The following is a 19,381-nucleotide window of genomic DNA, read 5'->3' on the forward strand; positions in this document are numbered from 1 at the left end:
GCCCACCCGCCGGGCCTCAGCGCAGCCTGCGGCCCAGCCACCACTGCGAGCCGGTGCCCACCACCAGCAGCACCAGCACCGGCAGGAACGCCCACCGGTAGCCCGTCACCGGCGGCAACGCGGAGACCAGCTCCAGCACGCCGCCGACGAGCAGCTGAATCAGCACCGCCGCCGTGAAGCCACCCATGTTGACCACACCCGTGGCCGTGCCCGAGCGGTGCTCGGCATTGGACATCCGCGCCGCGTCGAAAGCCAGCATCGCGGCACCACCCCCGACGCCGACGACCAGCAACGCCACGATCAGCAACGACGTCGGCAGCACCCCCGGCCAGCCGACCAGCACCGCCCACACCAGCGCCACCACGCACGACAACCCCAGCGTGTAGCGATCACGACGCCGCGGCAGCCCCGAGATGTACTGGCCCGCGAACCACGAACCCGCCAGGAACCCCAGCACGCTGATCAGCAGCAGCCACCCGGTCTCGGACTCACCGTGGCCCTGCGCCGCTCCCAGCCACGGGCCACCCCACAACGTCGTGATCGCCACGAACTGCGCCATGAGCACGAAGTGCGTCCAGAACGCGTGCTTGGTGCCGCGCTCGGCGACCACCGCGCGCAGGGCCTGGGCGATCCGCTCCCGCGGCGCCGAGCTCGAGTGCTCGCCGAGGCGAACGGGACCGTTGCGGATGACCACCGCGGCCACGATCGCCAACAACCCGGTCAGGCCCGCCGCGCCGAGGAACGTCGGCATCCAGCCGATGCCGTGCAGCGCCAGCCCCAGCGGCAGCGTGGACACGACCTGGCCCAGGCCACCGGCCAGCCCGGTCAGCGCGGCCACCTTGCCGTAGCGGTGCGGCGGGAACCAGTGCGCGGCCAGCCGCAGCACGTTGGTGAACATGAACGCGTCGCCGAAGCCGATGAGCATCCGCCCGGCGATACCGCCGGCCACCGAGGTGCTCAGCGCGAACACCAGCGAGCCCACCGCGAGCGCGACCATGCCGCCGGTGACGACCTTGCGCGGACCGAGCCGGTCGGCCAGCAGCCCGGCGGGCACCTGCAACGCCAGGTAGACGCCCAGCTGCAGTGCCGAGAACACCGCCAAGATCGCCGGACCGGCGTGGAAGCGCTCCAGGGCCTGCGGTGCGGCGATGCCGAGGCTGGCGCGGTGGAACAGCGCCGCGCAGTAGCACAGCGCGCCGATGCCCCAGACCAGCCAGGCCGTTCGCGTCGAGCCGAGTTGCTTGCCGGGTGTCTGGGCGGGTGGATCGGCGGTCGCCGTCGCGGACACGAGAGCCCTCCTTGAACAAAGACCTGATTCCGCAGACCGGCACCGCCATTGGGCGGTCGGGAACACAACGATCGAATTTCTTGTATCCATCTTAGATACAAGAGGGCGGGAAGTACTATGTCCGCGTGTCGAGCGCAACACCTGAGACCACGCCCGAGCCGCCCGCCGCCGACCGCGCGTACAACCACGTCAAAGCGGGCCTGCTCGACGGCACCTTTCCCGACGGCGAGCTGCTCAGCGAAGGCGACGTGGCCGGCGCCCTGCGCATGTCGCGCACCCCGGTCCGCGAGGCCTTCCTGCGGCTGCAGTCGGAAGGCTTCCTCAAGCTCTACCCCAAGCGCGGCGCCCTGGTCGTGCCGGTGACCGCCACCGAAGCCCGCGCCGTGGTCGAAGCGCGCCTGGCGCTGGAGAGCTTCGCGATCGACAAGCTCGCCATCGACGGGCCGGAGGCCATGACCGCGATCGGCGAGCAGCTCGTCGCCCACCCCGCCTGCGACGCCGGCGAGCTCAGCGACGCCGAGATGCACGAGACCGACCGCGCCTTCCACGCCGCGCTGGTCGCCGCGGCGGGAAACCCCGTCGTCACCGACCTCTACAACGCGCTGCGCGACCGGCAGCTGCGCATCACCGCCACGGCCCGCACGCACACCGCGCGCCCGCGCATCAGCCACCAGCACACCCAGGTCGCCGAAGCCCTCCGCGATGCCGACCCCGACCTGGCCAAGCAGCGCCTGCGCGAGCACCTGCTGGGCACCGTCCGCGCTCTCGGCGTCGATGGCGGCCCCTACCTGGCAGCCTCCTCCGACCTCTAGTGCTGGTTTTCCCGCAGCCGTTGCAGGGTGGCGCGATGCGAAGCATTTATTTCGGCCAGCACTGAAGTCATCATGACAATAAATGAAAGATTCCCGTCGCAACCCGTTTGGGTCAAAATGCGCGTAACGGGCACCTCTCGCGCGGCGTGATCGACTCGACCAACGCAAGCTGACGCCCATGACCGAGAACGCACCGATGACCTCGGCGATCGTGATCGCCGACCCAGCTGGCAAGATCATCGCTTTCGATCCGGGCGCCGAAGAGCTCTTCGGCCATCCGTCGAGCGAGGCCATCGGCTGCTCGCTCGACCTCATCGTGCCGGCAGACCTGCAGGAGCCGCACTGGAAGGGCTTCTACGGAGCTGTGGAAGCAGGCCATGCCAACCTGGAAGGCAACCCGATCCACCTGCCCGTGCACTGCCGCGACGGCACCACCCGGGTCTTCCCCGGCATGTTCCGGCTGCTGCGCGATCCGCACGGCACCGCCATCGGTGCCGTGGCCACCTTCTCCCCCGCCGTCGACGCGGAGATCTTCACCCCGCTTTTTCGCACGGTCCTCCGGTGCTATTCGGGAGGCGTGTTCGGCAAGTTGTTGCCCAGCCGCGCGGCGCTCGGGACCTCCTTGCGGGCCACCGCCTCCGCGGCGCGCACGGCCTCGGCGACCTCCGGCGGCGTGGAGGTGTCGAACCAGGACTGCACCGCCTCCTCTTCCTCCTCGGCGGGCGGCCCGGAAACCTCCTCCTCCGGCGGCTCGTAGCGGAAGACCCCGTCCTCGCCCGGCGCACCGAGCATCCTGGCGAAGCCCTCCAGCGACTTGCCGAAGTCGCTGGGCACCATCCAGACCTTGTTGGCATCGCCCTGCGCCATCTCCGGCAGGGTCTGCAGGTACTGGTAGGCCAGCAGCTCCGGAGTGGGCTTGGCGCGCTTGACCGCGGCGAAGACCTTCTCGATCGCCTTGGCCTGACCCTGCGCCTCCAGGTACTTGCTGGCGCGCTCACCCTGCGAGCGCAGGATGCTGGACTGCCGATCGGCCTCGGCGTTGAGGATCGCCGCCTGCTTGTTGCCCTCCGCGGCCAGAATCGCGGCCTGCTTGTTGCCCTCGGCCGTCTTGATCGCCGACTCCCGCTCGCCTTCGGCGTTGAGGATCATCGCGCGCTTCTCGCGATCGGCGCGCATCTGCTTTTCCATCGAGTCCTGGATCGACGGCGGTGGGTCGATCGCCTTGAGCTCCACCCGCGCGACCCGGATGCCCCACCGGCCGGTCTCGGAGTCCAGCACTCCACGCAGCTGCGTGTTGATCGAGTCGCGGGAGGTCAAGGTCTCCTCCAGGCTCATCGAGCCGACCACGTTGCGCAGCGTGGTGGTGGTGAGCTGCTCGACCGCCACTATGTAGTTCTCGATCTCGTAGACCGCCGACTTCGCGTCGGTGACCTGGAAGTAGACCACCGTGTCGATCGAGACCGTCAGGTTGTCCTGGGTGATCACCGGCTGCGGCGGGAAGGACACCGCGCGCTCGCGGAGGTCGATCTTGGCGCGCGACTTGTCGAAGAACGGCAGCAGGAAGTTCAGCCCCGGATTGGCCACCGACCGGAACTTGCCCAGACGTTCGATCACCGCCGACTGGGCCTGCGGCACCACCATCACCGACTTCGAGGCGATGATCAGCACCAGCAGGACCACCACCACCAGTACGACCAGTTCCGTCATTGCCACAACGCCTCATCTCCTCACGGTTCGGCCCACACCACAGCGGTGGCACCGTCGATCTCCATGACCGTGACGGTGCGGCCGACCTCGATCACCTGGGTCTCGTCCAACGCCCGCGCCGACCACAACTGGCCGTCGATGCGAACCTGCCCCCCGTCGGCGTCCACCTGAGCCTCCACGCGGACGTGCTTGCCCACCAGGGCGTCCGCATTGGTCTTGAGCTCGCGCGCGCCCTGCATCCGGCTCTTCAGCGCCGGGCGCGCCAGGAAGATCAGTCCCATCGACAGCACCGCGAACACCGCGACCTCGAGAGCCAGCGGTGCGCCCAGTGCTGCGCTTCCGGCCGCTCCCAGAGCCGCGGCGCCCAGCATGACCAGCACGAAGTCCCCGGAAAGAACCTCGGCGCCGACCAGCAGCACCCCGGCGATCAGCCACAGCAGCGCGGGAGTCATACCACCATGGTCCCAGAGAAAAGCCCAGCTCGTAGCCCAACTCACGCCATGTGATCAAGGCGTGATGCACACGGGTCACACCTCGGCGGTCACGAAGTCGATGAGCTGCTCCACCGCGGACAGCAACGGCGTCTCGACATCCCGGAAACTCGTCGCCCCCGAGAGCACCCGGCGCCAGCCATCGCGCGGTTCGCCCCAGCCGAGCCGATCGCACACGCCCTGCTTCCACTCCTCGCCGCGCGGGACCTCCGGCCAGGCCTCGATGCCCACGGCCGAGGGCTTCACCGCCTGCCAGATGTCGACGAAGGGATGCCCGGTGACCAGCACGTGCTCGTCGCCGATGCTCTCGACGAGACGAGATTCCTTGCTGCCCGGCACCAGGTGGTCCACCAGCACCCCCACGCGCCTGCCCGGACGCGGCCCGAACTCCGAGAGCAGCCCCGGCAGGTCGTCGACGCCGTGCAGCGGCTCGACCACCACGCCCTCCACCCGCAGATCGTGGCCCCAGATGCGCTCGACGAGCTCCGCGTCGTGCAGGCCCTCCACCCAGATGCGGCTCCCCCGGGCGGTGCGGGCGCGCAACCCCTCCACGCGCACCGAGCCCGAGGCCGAGCGGCTCGCGGCGGGTTCGGTGCGGGTGCGCGCCGGCACCAGCGTGGCGGGCTTGCCCTCGAACAGGAACGCCGCCGGACGCATCGGGAACACCCGCTGCCTGCCGTGCCGGTCCTCCAGCACGACGTTGTCCTTGTCGACCCGCACGACCGCGCCGCAGAACCCGCTGGCGGCGTCCTCGACCACCAGGTCCTGCTCAGCGGGGATTTCCGGAACCTTCTTGCGGCGCTTCCCCGAAAGGATGTCCGCGCCGTAGTCAACCGAACGCACGAGAACGCAGCGTAATCCGATCGTGCGGCGTCGCGGGGAAGGCGCGCCGAGCCCGGACCTCCCCGCTCGATGCGCAGATCACACCACCGCCACCCCTGGCAGCATCGGCCCATCCTGATACGTACCCTTTTCCGACGTGCCAATGCCAAGCGCCACTATGGTCGTCTGGGCGTCCGCCTGGCTGCACGGTGCGGCCGCCTCCGACGACGTGCTAGACGCCCTGCAGACCTGGGGCGAAGTCCAGGAAATCCGCGCCGCCGACGAGGAAAGCGCCGCACGCGTCGACCTGCCCGGCCCGGACGAGACGCCCGCGGGCCCGGCGCTGCTGCTGGGAGCGCTGCGCAAGGCCGGCGCCACCGGGGGCGAACTCGTCCTGCCGGTCGCCGGTGACGTGCGCGGGCTCGGCGGAGCCGGCGAGTTCTCCAAGCACGCGCTGCGCGTCGGAGAGGCCGCCGTGCTGGCCGACGCGCAGCTGGGGCTGGTCCCGGAGAAGATCGCCGAAGGCATCCTGCGCTGGACCGTCTACGGCCTCGGCGAACTGCCGCCCGCCGAACACCTGCCCATCGGCGAGGCCGAGCACGGCATGTCCTCGGCCATGCGCGAAGCCGCCACCGCGCTGGTCGACCTCGGCGTGGCCAAGCAGCGCCCCGGGGTGCGCGAGGAGATCGCCAACGCCGTCGCCGCCCGCCCGGAACTGGACTGGCCCGCCGACATCCCTCAGCGCACGCTGCGCATCCTGCAGCGCGCCGCCGAGGTCGAAGCGATCCTGACGGTCGCCACCGAGGACTCCCCCGGCGGCGCGCTGTCGGCCTCGGCCATGCGCGCCCGCACCGAGGCGCTCAAGCCCCTGTTCGACTCCGTGCGAGCCGCTCGCCGCGCCTCGGTGGCCGAGATGGTCCGAGTCCTGGCCGAACGAGCCGCCCAGTCCTGACATGACAAGAGCGGGGTCCCGACCGGCTCGGTCGGGACCCCGCTCTTGTCATGCGCGGGTGCAGCAGCCCTGCGCGCAGGGCCGCCCGTTGACCGTCGAACCCGCCGCGGGCAGCTCGGAGAGCTCGCGCGACTCGGCCCCGTCGGTGTGCTCGGCGATCAGCTCGACGATCATCTTCGCGAACCGTGGGTCGGTTCCCGCGGTGGCCGCGCGCGCAAAGTTCATGCCCAGTTCGGCCGCCTTGTCCTCGGCCTCGTTGTCCAGGTCCCAGATGACCTCGAGGTGGTCCGAGACGAACCCGATGGGACTCACCACGACCGCGGGCACGCCCTTCGCGTGCAGCTCGTCGAGATGGTCGACGATGTCGGGCTCGAGCCACGGGACCTGCGGCGGGCCGGATCGGGACTGCCAGACGACGTCGTAGGCCTCGACACCGACCCGCTCGGCGACCAGCCGGGCGGCTTCGGCGACCTGGCGGGAGTACCACTGGCCCGCCCCGTCCGGGCCCGCCTGCTCATCGGCCCGCAGCGGGACGGAGTGCGCGGTGAAGACCAGCCTGGCCTGCTCGGCCTGCTCACCGAGCCCGGACAGGGCCTCGCGCACCGCGTCGGCGTTGGCCTCGACGAACAGCGGGTGGTCGAAGAACTGCCGCAGCTTGACCAGCTCCGGCGCCGACTCCCCCACCGTCTCACGCGCCCGGGCGATGTCCTCGTGGTACTGCTTGCACCCGGAGTAGCCGCCCCAGGCCGACGTGGCGAACACCAGCGCTCGCCGCACGCCGTCCTCGGCCATCGCGGAGACGGTGTCCTCGATCAGCGGGTGCCAGTTGCGGTTGCCGAAGTAGACCGGCAACCGGCGTCCCTGGGCGTCCAGTTCGGACCGCAACGCCGCCATGATGTCCTCATTGAGGCGATTGATCGGTGAGACGCCACCGAAATGCAGGTAGTGCTCGGCGACCTCGTCCAGGCGTTCCGGCGGAACGCCCCGCCCGCGGGTCACGTTCTCCAGGAACGGCCGCACATCCTCCGGGCCCTCGGGCCCACCGAACGACAGGAACAGCAACGCATCAAAGCTCACCGGACCATCATCGCGCCGCGTGCTCACCCACGCTCAACCAGGGGGTCTCAGGCGTGAACCACGTCGTTTCACGCCCCGGGGACCGCCACGCGGCGGTGTTCGCGGGGACTGACGCCCCGGATGCGCTTGAACGCAGCGCTGAACCCGAACGCGTCGGCGTAGCCCACCGCGCGGGCGACCTCGCCGAGGGTTGCTGCCGGATCCTCGACGAGCAGGTCGGCGGCCAGAGTCATCCGCCACTCGGCCAGATAGGTCAGCGGCGGTTGGCCGACCAGATCGGTGAACCGCTTGGCCAGCGTGGCGCGCGAGACACCGGTGCACCGGGCCAGCCCCGAGACGCTCCAGGTCACCGCGGGATCGGCGTGCAGCAGCCCCAGGGCCTCTCCGACGACCGGGTCGCGCTGAGCGGCGTACCAGGCCGGTGGCCTGCTGCCGGGCCGGTCGAACCAGTCGCGGATCGAGCACACCAGCAGCCAGTCCAACAAGCGGTCGAGCACCACCTGCTGACCGGGAACATCGTCGGCGATCTCGGCGGCCAGGTGCTCCAGCACGGGATCGCCCTTGCCACCGGAGTCCACGCGCAGCACCGGCGGCAAGGCGTCGAGCAGACTCCGGTTGATCTCGCCGCGCACCGGGTAGGCGCCGGTGAGCAGTGTCGTCGCGTCTCGTGCGGTGGGCTCGCCCGGATCGTGCCAACCCAGCCGGTGCCGCGTTCCGCCCTGCTCGGGTCTGGCGCAGTGCTCGCCGCAGTCGAGCGGTTCGGCCTCGGTGCCGGGCCGGTCGACGAAGGCGAACGTCCCCGGGCCGCAGACGATGATCGTGTCGCCGGCGTCCAGCGGTTCGGGCTCGCGCCCCTCGGGCACGATCCACCCGCCACCCGCGAGCACGGCGCACAACGTCAGGGGCGCGCCGTCGACGAACCGCAGCGCCCAGGGCGCCGACAGCGTCGAGCTGCCGAACAGGGAGCCCTGCGCCCGCACCCCGCGAAAGAGGTCACCGAAGGCATCCACCCGACCAGATTAGACGCTCGCGCAGGCATCGGCGGGTCTCGCCTATGGAAGCGTCCGGAAATCCGGTGTTGCATCGGGGCATGAGCACCGCCACCGATCGGCTCAGCGCCGACGACCTCGCATTCCTCGCTCGCCCGCTGCACGGTTTCCTGACCACGGCCGCAGGACCGCAACCACCGCAGCCTCGGCCCGTGTGGTTCGAGGCCACCGCCGACGGCGAGATCCAGATCTTCACCGGGCCGGACACCGTCAAGATCCGGCGCCTGCGGCGCGATGCCCGCGCCTCGATCGTCGTGGCGACACCGGCCTCCGAACGCGAGGGCTGGATCTCGGTCGCCGGGCGCACCACAGTGGAAACCGACGGTGCGCACGATCTCGCCGCCCGGCTCGCCGCCCGCTACTGGGATCTCGACGACCCGACACGAGCCGCCGAGCTCGCCGCGATCCTCGAGGACGACTGGGTGCGGATCGTCCTGCACCCGGAGACCGTGCGGCGTTTCACGTTCTAACCGTCGCGCACGGCAGGCGCGGCGGCCGGACGGCAGCTCCGCAAGACCGCCAGCTCACCGCCACGCCCCGCCCGCAACGCATCGCGGGGCGCCCGCCGGTGACGAGCGCCCCGCGATGCGTGCGCGGCAGATCAGATCCCGAGCGAGTGCACCCCACCATCGACCATGATCATCGATCCGGTCGTCTTGGGCAGCCAGTCCGACAGCACCGCGCAGATGGACTTGGCCACCGGCGTCGGATCGTTGACGTCCCAGCCCAGCGGAGCCCGATCGCCCCAGCCGGCCTCCAGCTCGGAGAAGCCCGGAATGGACTTGGCGGCCATGGTGCGCACCGGACCCGCCGAGACCAGGTTCACCCGCACGCCCTTCGGCCCCAGCTCGCGAGCCAAGTACCGGTTCGTGGACTCCAGGGCGGCCTTGGCCACGCCCATCCAGTCGTAGGCCGGCCAGGCCACGCGGGCGTCGAAGTCCATCCCCACGATCGAGGCGCCCTCGGACAGCAGCGGCAGCGTGGCCGTCGACAGCGACTTCAGCGAGTACGCCGAGATCTCCACCGCCGAGGACACGTCCTCCCACGGCGCCTCCAGGAAGTCCCCGCCCAAGCAGGACGGCGGGGCGTACCCGATGGAGTGCAGCACGCCGTCGAGACCGCCCACGTGCTCGCGCACCCGCTCGGCGAGGCTGTCGAGGTGCTCGGCGTTGGTCACGTCGAGCTCGACCACCGGGGCCGGCTTGGGCAGCCGCGAGGCGATGCGCTCCACCAGGCTCAGCCGACCGAACCCGGTCAGGACCACCTCGGCCCCCTGCTCCTGCGCCGCCCTGGCGGCGTGGAACGCGATCGAGGCGTCCGTGATCACGCCGGTGATCAGAATCCGCTTGCCTTCGAGCAATCCGCTCACGAAAAATCCTCCGCTAACGCGTTGTTCGCGGACGCCACCGCGTCCGCCTGCGCCCGGCACCAGCGCCGTGCCGGAAGTCGTGCCGTCCCGGTCGGACGGTCCTCAGTGACCCATGCCCATGCCGCCGTCGACCGGGATGACCGCACCGTTGATGTAGCCGGCCTCGTCGGAGGCGAGGAACCGCACCGCGTTGGCGATGTCCTCGGTCTCGCCGAGCCGCCCCGCCGGGATCTGCCCGAGGATCTCCTTCTTGCGGTCCTCCGGCAGCGCATCGGTCATGTCGGTGGTGACATAGCCCGGTGCCACCACATTCGCGGTGATCTTGCGCGACCCCAGCTCGCGAGCGATCGAGCGGGACATGCCCACCAGTCCCGCCTTGCTGGCCGCGTAGTTGACCTGCCCGGGACCACCCGACAGGCCCACGACCGAGGAGATGAAGATGATCCGGCCGAAGCGATTGCGCAGCATTCCCGTGGCCGCGCGCTTGGCCACCCGGTAGGAACCGGCGAGGTTCGCGTCGATCACGCGGCCGAACTGCTCCTCGCTCATCCGCAGCAGCAGCGTGTCGTCGGTGATGCCCGCGTTGGCCACCAGCACCTCGACCTTGCCGTGCGCGGCCTCGACCTCGTCGAAGGCGGCGTTGACCTGATCCGGGTCGGTGACATCGCACTGCACGCCGAACAGCCCCTCCGGGGCACCCGATCCGCGATGCGTGACCGCGACCTTGTCACCGGCGGCCTCGAAGGCCCGCGCGATGGCCAATCCGATGCCGCGATTACCGCCGGTCACCAGTACGGACCGTGCCACTGTGGATCTCCCCTTCGACGCGAGATTCGGTTCGGCCGCGACATTATCCGTTCAGCGCCGATCACCGCTCATCGCCTCCATACAGAAAATCGGGGCCAGCGTGGTGGCGCGCCTACAGCACGCACCGCCCATATCAATGATCAACACCGACACGCGCACCCCACCCGTGGTGCCCACCGCCGCACCGGCGACAACTACCGTGGCCCACCCGACACGGGATAAAGGAATGCGCGGGACGAGGCCGCGCGTTGCCCGGGTACCGCCCACCACGAAAGGGACACATCATGGCCACGGTCGAGCTGACCAAGGACAACTTCGACGAGGTCGTCGGCGAGGACGACTTCGTCATCATCGACTTCTGGGCGGACTGGTGCGGCCCGTGCAAGCAGTTCGCGCCGGTCTTCGAGCAGGGGTCGGAGACCCACACCGACATCACCTTCGCCAAGATCGACGTGGACGCCCAGCCCGAGCTGGCCGGCGCCTTCGAGGTCCAGTCGATCCCGACCCTGGCGATCGTGCGCGAGAAGGTGCTGGTCTTCCAGCAGGCGGGCGCGCTGCCGGAGAACACCTTCGAAGACCTCATCGGCCAGGCCCGCGGCCTGGACATGGAGGAGGTCAAGAAGGATGCCGAGTCTCCCAACGCGGCACCCGAAGGAGAGTGACCCTCCGGCCGGGTCCTCCCCACCCGGAGGACCCGGCAACCCCGGGGCCCGGCGCGGCTAGAAACCCGTCTCGGCCGAATCGCCCGCAGCGGCGTGCAACACCCCGGGAAGATCACCGACCTCACCGACCAGCCGCGACACCGGCGCCTTGCCGCGCAGCTGCAAGGCCACCACCGCGGTGCGCTGGTCCCCGTCGTCGGTGTCCTCGCGCTCGACCTGCAGGTCCTGCACCGTCCACCCCCGGCTGGTGCACAGCGTCAGCACGCTGCGCAGCACCCCGTAGCCGTCCAGGTAGCCGATGCGCATCACCTGCGGCTCGCGCATCGAACGGCGCAGCAGCCGCAACAGCGGCGGATACCCCAGCGCCACCAGGAAGTGCACACCGGTCGTGGCCGCGGCCAGCACGATCAGCCCGCCACCGCCGGCCATCCCGACCGCGGCGACCACCCACACCGAGGCGGCCGTGGTCAGCCCGCGCACCGCGTCACGCCGCACGAAGATCAATCCACCACCGATGAACCCGATGCCGGAGACGATCTGCGCGGCCACCCGCGAGGGATCCAGCGACACCTGCTCGGTGCCCACCAGATCGCCGAACCCGTACTTCGACACCAGCATGAACAGCGCCGCACCGACGCCCACCAGCGCGTGCGTGCGCATCCCCGCGCTCTTCGCCCGGATCTCGCGCTCCAGCCCGATCGCGCTGGAGAGCAGCAGCGCCACGCCAAGCTCGACGAGCAGCGGAACCTCGTCGAGCCCACCCGTCACGGTGTCCGGCATCCCAGCAACGTAACGCACCGGAGCACCGATCGCTGCTACTCCCGCCGTCGCGGGCGCCGAGCCAGGTAGGCCACGGCGGGCGGCAGATTGCCCCACACCGTGCGACTGACCACGGTCTCCTCGAACTCCGCGCGCATGTCGGCGCGCTGCCTGCGGGCGGGTGGAGCCCAGCTGGTCCAGGTGTAGCCGAACTGCGCGAACGCACCGTCCGGCCGCAACGACTCGGCGATCACCCGCATCAGCGGCACCCCGTCCACCGGAGCGTGCGCCGCCCACGGCAACCCGCTGACCACCACGTCCGCGCACAAACCCCGGTCGGCCAACACCTCCGGCATCGCCCGCGCGTCGGCGCAGACCGACTCGACGTTCCCGAACCGCCTGCCGAGATCCGCTGCCCACCCCTCGTTGAGCTCCAGCGCCAGATGCCTGCCGCGCCCGGCGAGACGTTCCTGAATCACCTCGGTGAACGCGCCGGTGCCCGGACCGAGCTCGACCACCACCGGATCACCGCGCAGCGGGATCGGAGCCGCCATCCGCTCGGCCAGCGCTCGCGAGCTCGGGCCCAGCGCAGCGGTCGTGGTCGGTGCTTTGACGAATTCCCACAAGAAGTGCCCTGCCGTGGCCACCGGCGCTCCCGTCGGTCGAGGAATGTGGGGGATCTCAGCCCGCGGCGGGGCCGCTTGTCTCAGCTGCGGCACACAAACGTCGCCGGGCGAGGACACCCGCGACGCCGCGCAAACCGAAACACCTCTCAAGGCAGTCTGCGACCGGCGAACAACGAGATCCCGGCCGCGATGATCGCGGCGAGCGTACCGAGCACCAGCCACGGCCTGCTGGCGTCTGTGTGCTTGGTCTCGTAGCCGATCTGCTCGCCGAGGGTCTCGTAGACCGAACGCAGCTGCTGCGCGCTGGAGGCCTTGTGGAACTCACCGCCGGAGAGCCGGGCGATCTCCTGCATCGCCTCGTCGTCGACCTCGACCCACTCCTGCTCGCCCTCGATCTCGATGCTGCCGTGCTCGGTGCCGAAGGAGATCGTCGAGATCGGAATACCGGCCTTCTTGGCTTCCTCGGCCTTGGTGTACGCCCCGCGCGGGGCGTCCATCTCGCGCGGGATGGTCTGCCCGCCGTCGGCCATCAGCACCACCCGCGCGGGCGGCGGACCGGAGGGACCGCCGACCATCTTGCCGAACGAGTCGATGGCCTGCATCGAGGCGTTGATGCCGTCACCGGTGGCGGTGGCCTCGGCCAGCTTCAACGAGTCGATCGCGCGCTTCACGCTGGTCCGGTCGGTGGTCGGCATGACCAGCACGGTGGCGGTCCCCGCGAACGACACCAGCCCCAGGTTGATGCCCGGCGTGAGCTTGTCGGCGAACTCCTTGGCCGCCATCTTCGCCGCCGCCAGCCGGTTCGGATCGACGTCGCGGGCCTTCATCGACAGCGAGACGTCCATCGTGAGCATCACGGTCGCGCGGTTGCGCGGGATGCGCTGCTCGGCGGTCGGCCCGGACAGCGCCACCGTCAGCAGGATCAGCGCCACGCCCAGCAACGCCGGCGGGGTGTGCTTCCACCACCCCTGCCTGCGGGCGGCGACCCGGTCGAGCACCGCCATGTTGGAGAACCGCAGCGCGTCGCGGCGCCTGCGGCGCATCGTCCACACGTACCCGCCCACCAGAGCGGCGACGACCACCAGCAGCAGGAACCACCACGGCGAGGCGAATCCCGACAGGCTCAACATCAAGCGGTTCCTCCGGACCATCCGCGCTTGCGCGCCACCACGAACCGCACCACGTCGGCGATCCAGTCCGAATCGGTGCGCAGCACCAGGTGCGCGCACCCGGCCCGCCGCAGCACCCTGGCTACCTCCTCGCGATGCGCCGCCGCGGCCGCGGCGAACTCCTTGCGCAGCACCGGGGTGGTGTGCACCTCCCGCTGCTTGCCCGTCTCCGGGTCCGACAACAGCACCGTTCCCACATCGGGAAGTTCGACATCGCGCGGGTCGAGCACCTCGATCGCCAGCAGCGAGTGACGCGCACCCAGGCCGCGCAGCGCGCGCTGCCAATCCGTCGGCCCGAGGAAGTCCGAGACCACCACGGCCAGCCCTCGCCTGCGCGGTGGCCTGCGCAGCGATTCCAGCAGACCGGCCAGGTCACCGCGGGTGCCCTCGGGCGCCCGCGGGGTCTCGGCGACCTGCTTGAGCAGCGCCCGGCCGTGCCCGGACCCACCGCGCGCGGGCAGCCGGTGCTGCCCGGTGCCGTTGTCCACCACCGCGCCGATCCGGTTGCCTCCCCCGCTGGTCAGGAACATGACCGCGGCCAGCGCCGCGACGGCCAGCTCGCGCTTGTCGCAGGCACCCGATCCGAAGTCCAGGCTCGGCGAGAGGTCCATCGCCGCCCAGGTCTCCAGCTCGCGGTCGGCGACGGTCTGCCGGATGTGCGGCTCGCCCATCCGAGCGGTCACCGCCCAGTCCATGCGCCGGACGTCGTCGCCGGGCTGGTAGCTCCGCGCCTCGCCCGGCTCGGTTCCCGGGCCCGGCACCAGACCGAGGTGATTGCCCTGCAGGAGCCCGTCCAACCGACCGCGCACGCTCAGCTCCAGCGCGCGCAGCGCCACCTCCATCCGGCCGGTGTCCAGGGCCGGAGGCGCCCAGCTCGGGCGTTCACCACGGGCGGGGTGCGCTGCCGTCACGGCTGCCCCCTCACTGGTGCGGCGGGTTGGGTGGCATCTGCTGCTGGCCGTAGGCGGGCGCGCCCGCCGGACCGACCGGCGCCGGCTGCTGGCCGCCCTGCGGGCGGGCGGCGACCTGCGGCAGCGGAACGGTCTGCAGCACCCGGCTGACGATGTGGTCGACCGGAATGCCGTCGGCCAGCGCGTCGTAGGACAGCACCAGGCGGTGCCGCAGCACGTCCGGCACCACGTCCACCACGTCCTGGGGCAGCACGTAGTCGCGGCCGCGAACCAGCGCGAGCGCGCGGGCCGAGCCGATGATGCCGAGGCTGGCGCGCGGCGAGGCGCCGTAGGAGACCCAGCCCGCGATGTCGGAGAGCCCGTGGTCGTTGGGCACCCGGGTCGCGATCACCAGGCGAACCACGTAGTCGACGAGGGCGTGGTGCACGAACACCTCGGAGGCGACGTTCTGCAGCCGGATCAGTTCCTCGGGGTTGAGCACCGCGTTCGGGTCCGGCGGGGTCACGCCCATCCGGTAGACGATCTCGCGTTCCTCCTCGGCGGTCGGGTACTCCACCGGGAGCTTGAACAGGAAGCGGTCCCGCTGGGCCTCCGGCAGCGGGTAGACGCCCTCGTTCTCGATCGGGTTCTGGGTGGCCAGCACGAGGAACGGCGAGGGCATCGGGAAGCTTTCGCCGCCGATGGACACGTGCCGCTCGGCCATGACCTCCAGCAGCGCCGACTGCACCTTGGCCGGGGCGCGGTTGATCTCGTCGGCGAGCACGAAGTTGGCCAGCACCGGCCCGAGCTCGACGTCGAAGCGCTCGCTGCCCTGCCGGTAGATGCGGGTGCCGAGGAGGTCGGCGGGCACCAGGTCCGGGGTGAACTGCAGGCGCGAGAAGCTGCCCCCGACCACGCGGGCGAAGGTCTCGACGGCGAGGGTCTTGGCCACGCCCGGCACGCCTTCGAGCAGGATGTGGCCCTTGGCCAGCAGGCCGGTGAGCATCCGCTCCACCAACCGGTCCTGACCGACGATCACCCGCTTGACCTCGAAGACGGTGCGTTCCAGCAGCTGCGCGTCACGCGCCGGGGTGTTCACCTGTTCGCCCGCCTGCGGCGCGCCCCCGCTGTCACCGTTGCCGGCGTCGGTCACTTCCGCCTCCTCGTCGCGATCCGGCCGCTGGTCGACCGATCAAGATCCTGGCACGTCCACCGCCCAGGAGACACGACAGGGGGCGCACGCATCGCACACCCAACCAAACTCCCGGTATGACCCGTGTGAAGCGGACCTGCTTCGGTTCCCCGCGCGGATGGTCGGGTTGGCATTCGCAGGATTTATTTCACTCCGCACTGAAGCCACAGATGTAGTTAATCTCGTTCCGCGACTCCGCTCCCCTCGCGGCGCGTCAGCGGCACGGGTGGGGCCACTCACGCGTCCGCATCGGTCTCAGCCGCTGTGTTCTGCTGCGGTTCGATCTGGGCCAGGCGCTCGCGCAGCGCAGCGGAGTCCGCCTGGTAGCTGTCGCTTCCCAGAGCCAGCTGCAACACGGGCGGGCCGGTGCACTGTCGATGCTCCTGGCGGCGGCCGGGGTGTCGTCGCAGGCGACCGGCGGTTCGCTCAGCAGTAGGCTGCTGCCCGCGAACGAGGTACGCGCATCACCGGCCTCGACGAGCGTCACCTCGATGCCGAACGGGGCCGGCTCGTCGGGCGAGCGCCTCCACGAATCCCTCGCCCCCACTTGCCCGCGTGGCAGAGCGAGGCACCGGGCGGAACGAGCAGGCGCGGGCTGGTGGTCACGCCCCCTCCCCTCCCCTCCCCAGCTGATCGGTCGTGTTGACCGAATTGGTTTCAGTCAACACTGAAACGCTGGATGCGATTAACGGGGCGGATGAGCCAGGGCCACCGACCAGGTGGGCGCGGGCTTTAGTCGTCGAGGGTGCGCGCCCGGTCCAGGTCCTCCGGCGTGTCCACGTCCGATGTCTCGGTCGGCGTGGCCGGGACGTGGATCGGGGCCAAGGGCGCCAGCAGCGCGCGGATCGGTTTGTCGCGCACCTCGTCCGGCATCGCCGCGCGCAGCGCGGACACCCGCCAGACCCCCAGCAGCCATTGCGGGCGGCCACCGGTTTCGGCGAGGACCGCTCCCCCGGCCCGCAGGTCGGCGGTCAGCGACCCCCGCAGGCGCGCGAGGGTTTCCGGTGTCAAGTGCGGGTGATCGGCCGCGAGGATCGCGACCACACGCGTGCCCGCGGGAAGGCGAGCGAGCCCGGCGTGCACCGCCGCGAGCGGACCACCGTCCGGCGGCTCTTCGCGGGTCCACTGCACTGCGCGCTCGGTCGGCCGCTCCGGCCCGACGACCACGATCGGATCGGCGTCCGCGACCGCGTCGAGCGTGCGATCCAGCAGGGATCGCCCCGCCACCGGAAGCAGGACCTTGTCCACGCCCCCGAGTCGCCGAGCTCGGCCACCAGCCAGCACCAACGCCGCGAAATCCGCCACGCGGTCATGCTTGCAGGTGCACGGCGAGGGCGACCAACCGCCCGCTCAGAGCAGCCGCACCGCGTACGGGGCGATCCCGCTGTAGCGCACCGAGGTGACCCGCACGTGCGAACCCGAGTACGGGGCCTCGACCATCTTGCCGTTGCCCAGGTACATCGCCACGTGGTGGATGCCGCCGCCGTCGCGCCAGAACAGCATGTCCCCGCGCTGCTTCTGGGACAGCGGCACCCGGGTGCCCGACTGGGCCTGGTAGCCGCTGTAGTGGTCCAAGCTGATCCCGACACCCGCGAAGGCGTAGATCATCAGCCCGGAGCAGTCGAATCCGATCTTGGCGTAGTCCCCGTAGGAGTCGGCCACTCCCCCGTCGCGGATCCCGCGGGTCGGCCCGCTCGCGTTCCCGCCGCCCCAGGCGTAGGGCTCGCCCAGCTGGGACAGCGCGCGCTGCACGACCGTCTCGACGGCGCTGCTGCCCGCGGTGGGTGCCGGATCGCCGCCGCCGGACTCGTTGCTCTGGGCGGCCGCGGCCGCCGCAGCGGCCTGCTGCTCGGCGCGCCGCTTGGCGGCTCGCCAGTCCTCGTACTCGGCGCGCTGCTCGCGCAGGCCGCTGACGCGCGAACGCGCCGCCTCCAGCCGGTCCTCGACCTCGGCCTTGCGGGCTTCGAGCCTGCGCGACTCGGCGACCTGGCCCGACCTGGCCTCGATGGCGGCCCGCTGCGCCGCCTCGGCGGCAGCGCGGGCCTCGTCGGCAGCCTTCTTCTTGGCTTCGGCCTCCTCGAGCGCGGCGCGCGCGAGCGAGTCCTTGTTGACCTTCTCGATGCGCGCCCGCTGCAAGTCGTCCATCACGTCGAGCTGCGAATCGCTGATCGCGTCCAGCAGGGAGGCGCGTTCGAGCAGTTCGCCCGGGCTCTTCGAGCCGATGTAGGCCGTGGCCGAGCCGACCCTGCTGCCCTGCCGATAGCTGCTCGCGGCGAACTCGTCGAGGCGCTTGCGCTGCGCCTCGATCCGGTCGCCCGCCGCGTTCGCCTCACCGCGGGCCGCCCTGGCCATCGACAGGGCGCGGGCGTGCGCGTCCTCGGCGCGCCGCAGGTCGACGCGAGCCTTGTTGGCCTCCTCCATCTTCCGCTCGACCTGCGCCTGCAGCGCGACCAGCCGCTCGTCGGCCTCGGCTAGGCGGTTGGCGAGCTCACCGACCTTGCCGGCGGATTCCCGGGCGGCCTCGCGACCCGCCTGGATCTCCGCGTCGGTGGGGTTGTCGGGCGGTTCCGGGGCGGCCTGCGCGGCGATCGGCAGAACCAGGCCGAGGACGCCGAACAGCGCGATGACGCCGATCCGGCGCGCACTTCGAGTTCTCGGTTCCACCGTCACACCTCCCGCAGATGCACCGTTCGGCGGAGCCATTAGTCCGAACAGATCACAACCGCTGGGAGTTTTACAAAACTATCGCTCGGGCACCACGCGACACCCCAGAAAAAGTTCCAACATCAACCACTCGTGTCACATGCGTTTCCACGTGCTGGGATCTCCCCAGGTGTCGAGCGGCTCGGCGGAGTCGCTCACCGGAGCGGCGACCAGGTCCGGGACGACCTCGGCCAGCGGTCCGCGCAGCACCGCATCGGCCAGGTCGTCGTAGGGGGTGGGCTCGGCGTTGCAGATGATCAGACGTGCGCCCGCGCGCGTGGCCAGCTCGGCGAATCCCGCCGCCGGGTGCACCGACAGCGAGGTGCCCGCGGCGAGGAACAGATCGCAGTCCAGCGCCGCGCTGCGCGCACTGCGGATCACCTCGGTGTCGAGGGGCTCGCCGAAGAACACCACGGCCGATTTCATGATCCCGCCGCAGGACGGGCACGGCGGATCGGTCTCGCCCGCCGCCACCCGCTCGAGCGCGGCGAGCATCAATCCCGGAGCCCCGCAGTCGACGCAGATGGTGCGGCGCATGGTGCCGTGCAGCTCGACGACCTTGTCGGCGGCCAGTCCCGCGCGCTGGTGCAGTTCGTCGATGTTCTGGGTCAGCAGCGCGCGCAGCCTGCCCGCGGCGTCGAGATCGACGAACGCCCGGTGCGCGTCGTTCGGTTCGGCCCGCCAGGCGGCGTGTTCGGCGCGGGCGCGCCACGCCTTCTCGCGGACCGACTCGTCGGCGAGATAGCTGTCGATGTCGCTGAGCCGGGCTGCCTCCGGATTCCTGGTCCAGACCCCGTCCGGCCCGCGGAAGTCCGGGATGCCGGAAGCGGTGGAGATCCCCGCGCCGGTGAGCGCGGTGATCCGGCGCGCGGCGCCGAACAGTTCGCGGGCGCGCTGCCGGGCCGCGGATTCTTCGGTGCCCGTGCCATGTTGTGTCACAACTCCACGGTCCCACGCCCGTCCGCGGCGTTCGAAGCGCCCACCAGCGACGTCGGCCGCGAGGCGG

Annotated in this window: 20 protein-coding genes and 1 pseudogene; 5 read left to right on the forward strand and 16 right to left on the reverse strand. The window is 70.9% G+C overall.

Annotation, left to right across the window (positions count from 1 at the left end; genetic code table 11):
• Positions 1-16 precede the first annotated feature (16 nt).
• Positions 17-1,288, reverse strand: a complete 1,272-nt coding sequence (locus tag ABD289_RS16545; protein ID WP_344132981.1) for an MFS transporter — start codon at positions 1,286-1,288, stop codon at positions 17-19.
• A 125-nt stretch (positions 1,289-1,413) separates the two neighbouring features.
• Here ABD289_RS16545 and ABD289_RS16550 point away from each other — a divergent pair, with 125 nt between their 5' ends.
• Both ABD289_RS16550 and ABD289_RS16555 read left to right on the forward strand, forming a co-directional pair.
• Entirely contained in the window at positions 1,414-2,100 is a 687-nt protein-coding gene (locus ABD289_RS16550; RefSeq protein WP_344132985.1) for a GntR family transcriptional regulator, read from the forward strand.
• 196 nt (positions 2,101-2,296) lie between these two features.
• A pseudogene (locus ABD289_RS16555) lies at positions 2,297-2,599 on the forward strand (PAS domain S-box protein); the annotation flags it as partial.
• A gap of 65 nt (positions 2,600-2,664) precedes the next feature.
• On the opposite strand, the gene ABD289_RS16560 reads toward ABD289_RS16555, so the two are convergent.
• The 3 genes from ABD289_RS16560 to ABD289_RS16570 all read right to left on the reverse strand — a co-directional run bounded on the left by ABD289_RS16560 (position 2,665) and on the right by ABD289_RS16570 (position 5,141).
• Positions 2,665-3,807, reverse strand: coding sequence for an SPFH domain-containing protein (locus ABD289_RS16560; protein WP_344133633.1), 1,143 nt, complete (start codon positions 3,805-3,807; stop codon positions 2,665-2,667).
• A gap of 20 nt (positions 3,808-3,827) precedes the next feature.
• A complete protein-coding gene (locus tag ABD289_RS16565) occupies positions 3,828-4,259 on the reverse strand; it encodes an NfeD family protein (protein WP_344132988.1) in 432 nt (143 codons plus the stop codon).
• A 75-nt stretch (positions 4,260-4,334) separates the two neighbouring features.
• Entirely contained in the window at positions 4,335-5,141 is an 807-nt protein-coding gene (locus tag ABD289_RS16570) for a DUF3097 domain-containing protein (protein WP_344132991.1), read from the reverse strand.
• A gap of 136 nt (positions 5,142-5,277) precedes the next feature.
• Here ABD289_RS16570 and ABD289_RS16575 point away from each other — a divergent pair, with 136 nt between their 5' ends.
• A complete protein-coding gene (locus ABD289_RS16575) occupies positions 5,278-6,072 on the forward strand; it encodes a hypothetical protein (protein ID WP_344132994.1) in 795 nt (264 codons plus the stop codon).
• A gap of 48 nt (positions 6,073-6,120) precedes the next feature.
• Here ABD289_RS16575 and ABD289_RS16580 read toward each other — a convergent pair whose 3' ends face one another.
• Together ABD289_RS16580 and ABD289_RS16585 are read right to left on the reverse strand one after the other, a co-directional pair.
• Positions 6,121-7,149 carry a ferrochelatase gene (locus tag ABD289_RS16580; RefSeq protein ID WP_344132997.1) on the reverse strand — a complete coding sequence of 343 codons (1,029 nt, stop codon included), beginning with the start codon at positions 7,147-7,149 and terminating at the stop codon, positions 6,121-6,123.
• Between the two features lie 68 nt (positions 7,150-7,217).
• Positions 7,218-8,159 (reverse strand): AraC family transcriptional regulator, encoded by a 942-nt coding sequence (locus ABD289_RS16585; RefSeq protein WP_344133000.1) that lies wholly within the window; start codon positions 8,157-8,159, stop codon positions 7,218-7,220.
• 80 nt (positions 8,160-8,239) lie between these two features.
• Here ABD289_RS16585 and ABD289_RS16590 point away from each other — a divergent pair, with 80 nt between their 5' ends.
• Positions 8,240-8,668 carry a pyridoxamine 5'-phosphate oxidase family protein gene (locus ABD289_RS16590; protein ID WP_344133003.1) on the forward strand — a complete coding sequence of 143 codons (429 nt, stop codon included), beginning with the start codon at positions 8,240-8,242 and terminating at the stop codon, positions 8,666-8,668.
• A 131-nt stretch (positions 8,669-8,799) separates the two neighbouring features.
• Here the strand turns inward: ABD289_RS16590 and fabI are convergent, their stop codons facing one another.
• Positions 8,800-9,567, reverse strand: a complete 768-nt coding sequence (gene fabI / locus ABD289_RS16595; RefSeq protein ID WP_344133006.1) for an enoyl-ACP reductase FabI — start codon at positions 9,565-9,567, stop codon at positions 8,800-8,802.
• A gap of 102 nt (positions 9,568-9,669) precedes the next feature.
• Complete coding sequence (fabG, locus tag ABD289_RS16600; RefSeq protein ID WP_344133009.1) at positions 9,670-10,374, reverse strand: 3-oxoacyl-ACP reductase FabG; 705 nt, start codon at positions 10,372-10,374, stop codon at positions 9,670-9,672.
• A 284-nt stretch (positions 10,375-10,658) separates the two neighbouring features.
• Here fabG and trxA point away from each other — a divergent pair, with 284 nt between their 5' ends.
• Positions 10,659-11,036, forward strand: a complete 378-nt coding sequence (gene trxA, locus ABD289_RS16605; protein WP_344133012.1) for a thioredoxin — start codon at positions 10,659-10,661, stop codon at positions 11,034-11,036.
• Between the two features lie 57 nt (positions 11,037-11,093).
• Here the strand turns inward: trxA and ABD289_RS16610 are convergent, their stop codons facing one another.
• The 8 genes from ABD289_RS16610 to ABD289_RS16645 form a co-directional block, all read right to left on the reverse strand.
• Complete coding sequence (locus ABD289_RS16610) at positions 11,094-11,816, reverse strand: MgtC/SapB family protein (RefSeq protein WP_344133015.1); 723 nt, start codon at positions 11,814-11,816, stop codon at positions 11,094-11,096.
• A 35-nt stretch (positions 11,817-11,851) separates the two neighbouring features.
• Entirely contained in the window at positions 11,852-12,442 is a 591-nt protein-coding gene (locus tag ABD289_RS16615) for a class I SAM-dependent methyltransferase (protein ID WP_344133018.1), read from the reverse strand.
• A gap of 125 nt (positions 12,443-12,567) precedes the next feature.
• A complete protein-coding gene (locus tag ABD289_RS16620) occupies positions 12,568-13,548 on the reverse strand; it encodes a VWA domain-containing protein (RefSeq protein ID WP_344133636.1) in 981 nt (326 codons plus the stop codon).
• A 2-nt stretch (positions 13,549-13,550) separates the two neighbouring features.
• Positions 13,551-14,432, reverse strand: a complete 882-nt coding sequence (locus ABD289_RS16625; RefSeq protein WP_344133639.1) for a DUF58 domain-containing protein — start codon at positions 14,430-14,432, stop codon at positions 13,551-13,553.
• A gap of 79 nt (positions 14,433-14,511) precedes the next feature.
• On the reverse strand, positions 14,512-15,633 hold the full coding sequence (locus ABD289_RS16630; RefSeq protein WP_344133021.1) for an AAA family ATPase: 1,122 nt from the start codon (positions 15,631-15,633) through the stop codon (positions 14,512-14,514).
• Between the two features lie 771 nt (positions 15,634-16,404).
• A complete protein-coding gene (gene mobA / locus ABD289_RS16635) occupies positions 16,405-16,977 on the reverse strand; it encodes a molybdenum cofactor guanylyltransferase (RefSeq protein WP_344133025.1) in 573 nt (190 codons plus the stop codon).
• A 45-nt stretch (positions 16,978-17,022) separates the two neighbouring features.
• Positions 17,023-18,336, reverse strand: coding sequence for an NlpC/P60 family protein (locus ABD289_RS16640; RefSeq protein WP_344133028.1), 1,314 nt, complete (start codon positions 18,334-18,336; stop codon positions 17,023-17,025).
• Between the two features lie 135 nt (positions 18,337-18,471).
• Positions 18,472-19,314, reverse strand: coding sequence for an SIR2 family NAD-dependent protein deacylase (locus ABD289_RS16645; RefSeq protein ID WP_425564703.1), 843 nt, complete (start codon positions 19,312-19,314; stop codon positions 18,472-18,474).
• Positions 19,315-19,381: the final 67 nt, after the last annotated feature.

The organism is Saccharopolyspora halophila (genome assembly GCF_039531955.1).
Taxonomy (GTDB): domain Bacteria; phylum Actinomycetota; class Actinomycetes; order Mycobacteriales; family Pseudonocardiaceae; genus Saccharopolyspora; species Saccharopolyspora halophila.

Bases quoted from the DNA above. Each gene is read 5' to 3' on its own strand.
- ABD289_RS16560 (WP_344133633.1), bottom strand. From the start codon at position 3,807: ATGACGGAACTGGTCGTACTGGTGGTGGTGGTCCTGCTGGTGCTGATC.
- ABD289_RS16565 (WP_344132988.1), bottom strand. From the start codon at position 4,259: ATGACTCCCGCGCTGCTGTGGCTGATCGCCGGGGTGCTGCTGGTCGGC.
- ABD289_RS16590 (WP_344133003.1), top strand. From the start codon at position 8,240: ATGAGCACCGCCACCGATCGGCTCAGCGCCGACGACCTCGCATTCCTC.
- trxA (WP_344133012.1), top strand. From the start codon at position 10,659: ATGGCCACGGTCGAGCTGACCAAGGACAACTTCGACGAGGTCGTCGGC.
- ABD289_RS16610 (WP_344133015.1), bottom strand. From the start codon at position 11,816: ATGCCGGACACCGTGACGGGTGGGCTCGACGAGGTTCCGCTGCTCGTC.
- ABD289_RS16625 (WP_344133639.1), bottom strand. From the start codon at position 14,432: ATGGAGGTGGCGCTGCGCGCGCTGGAGCTGAGCGTGCGCGGTCGGTTG.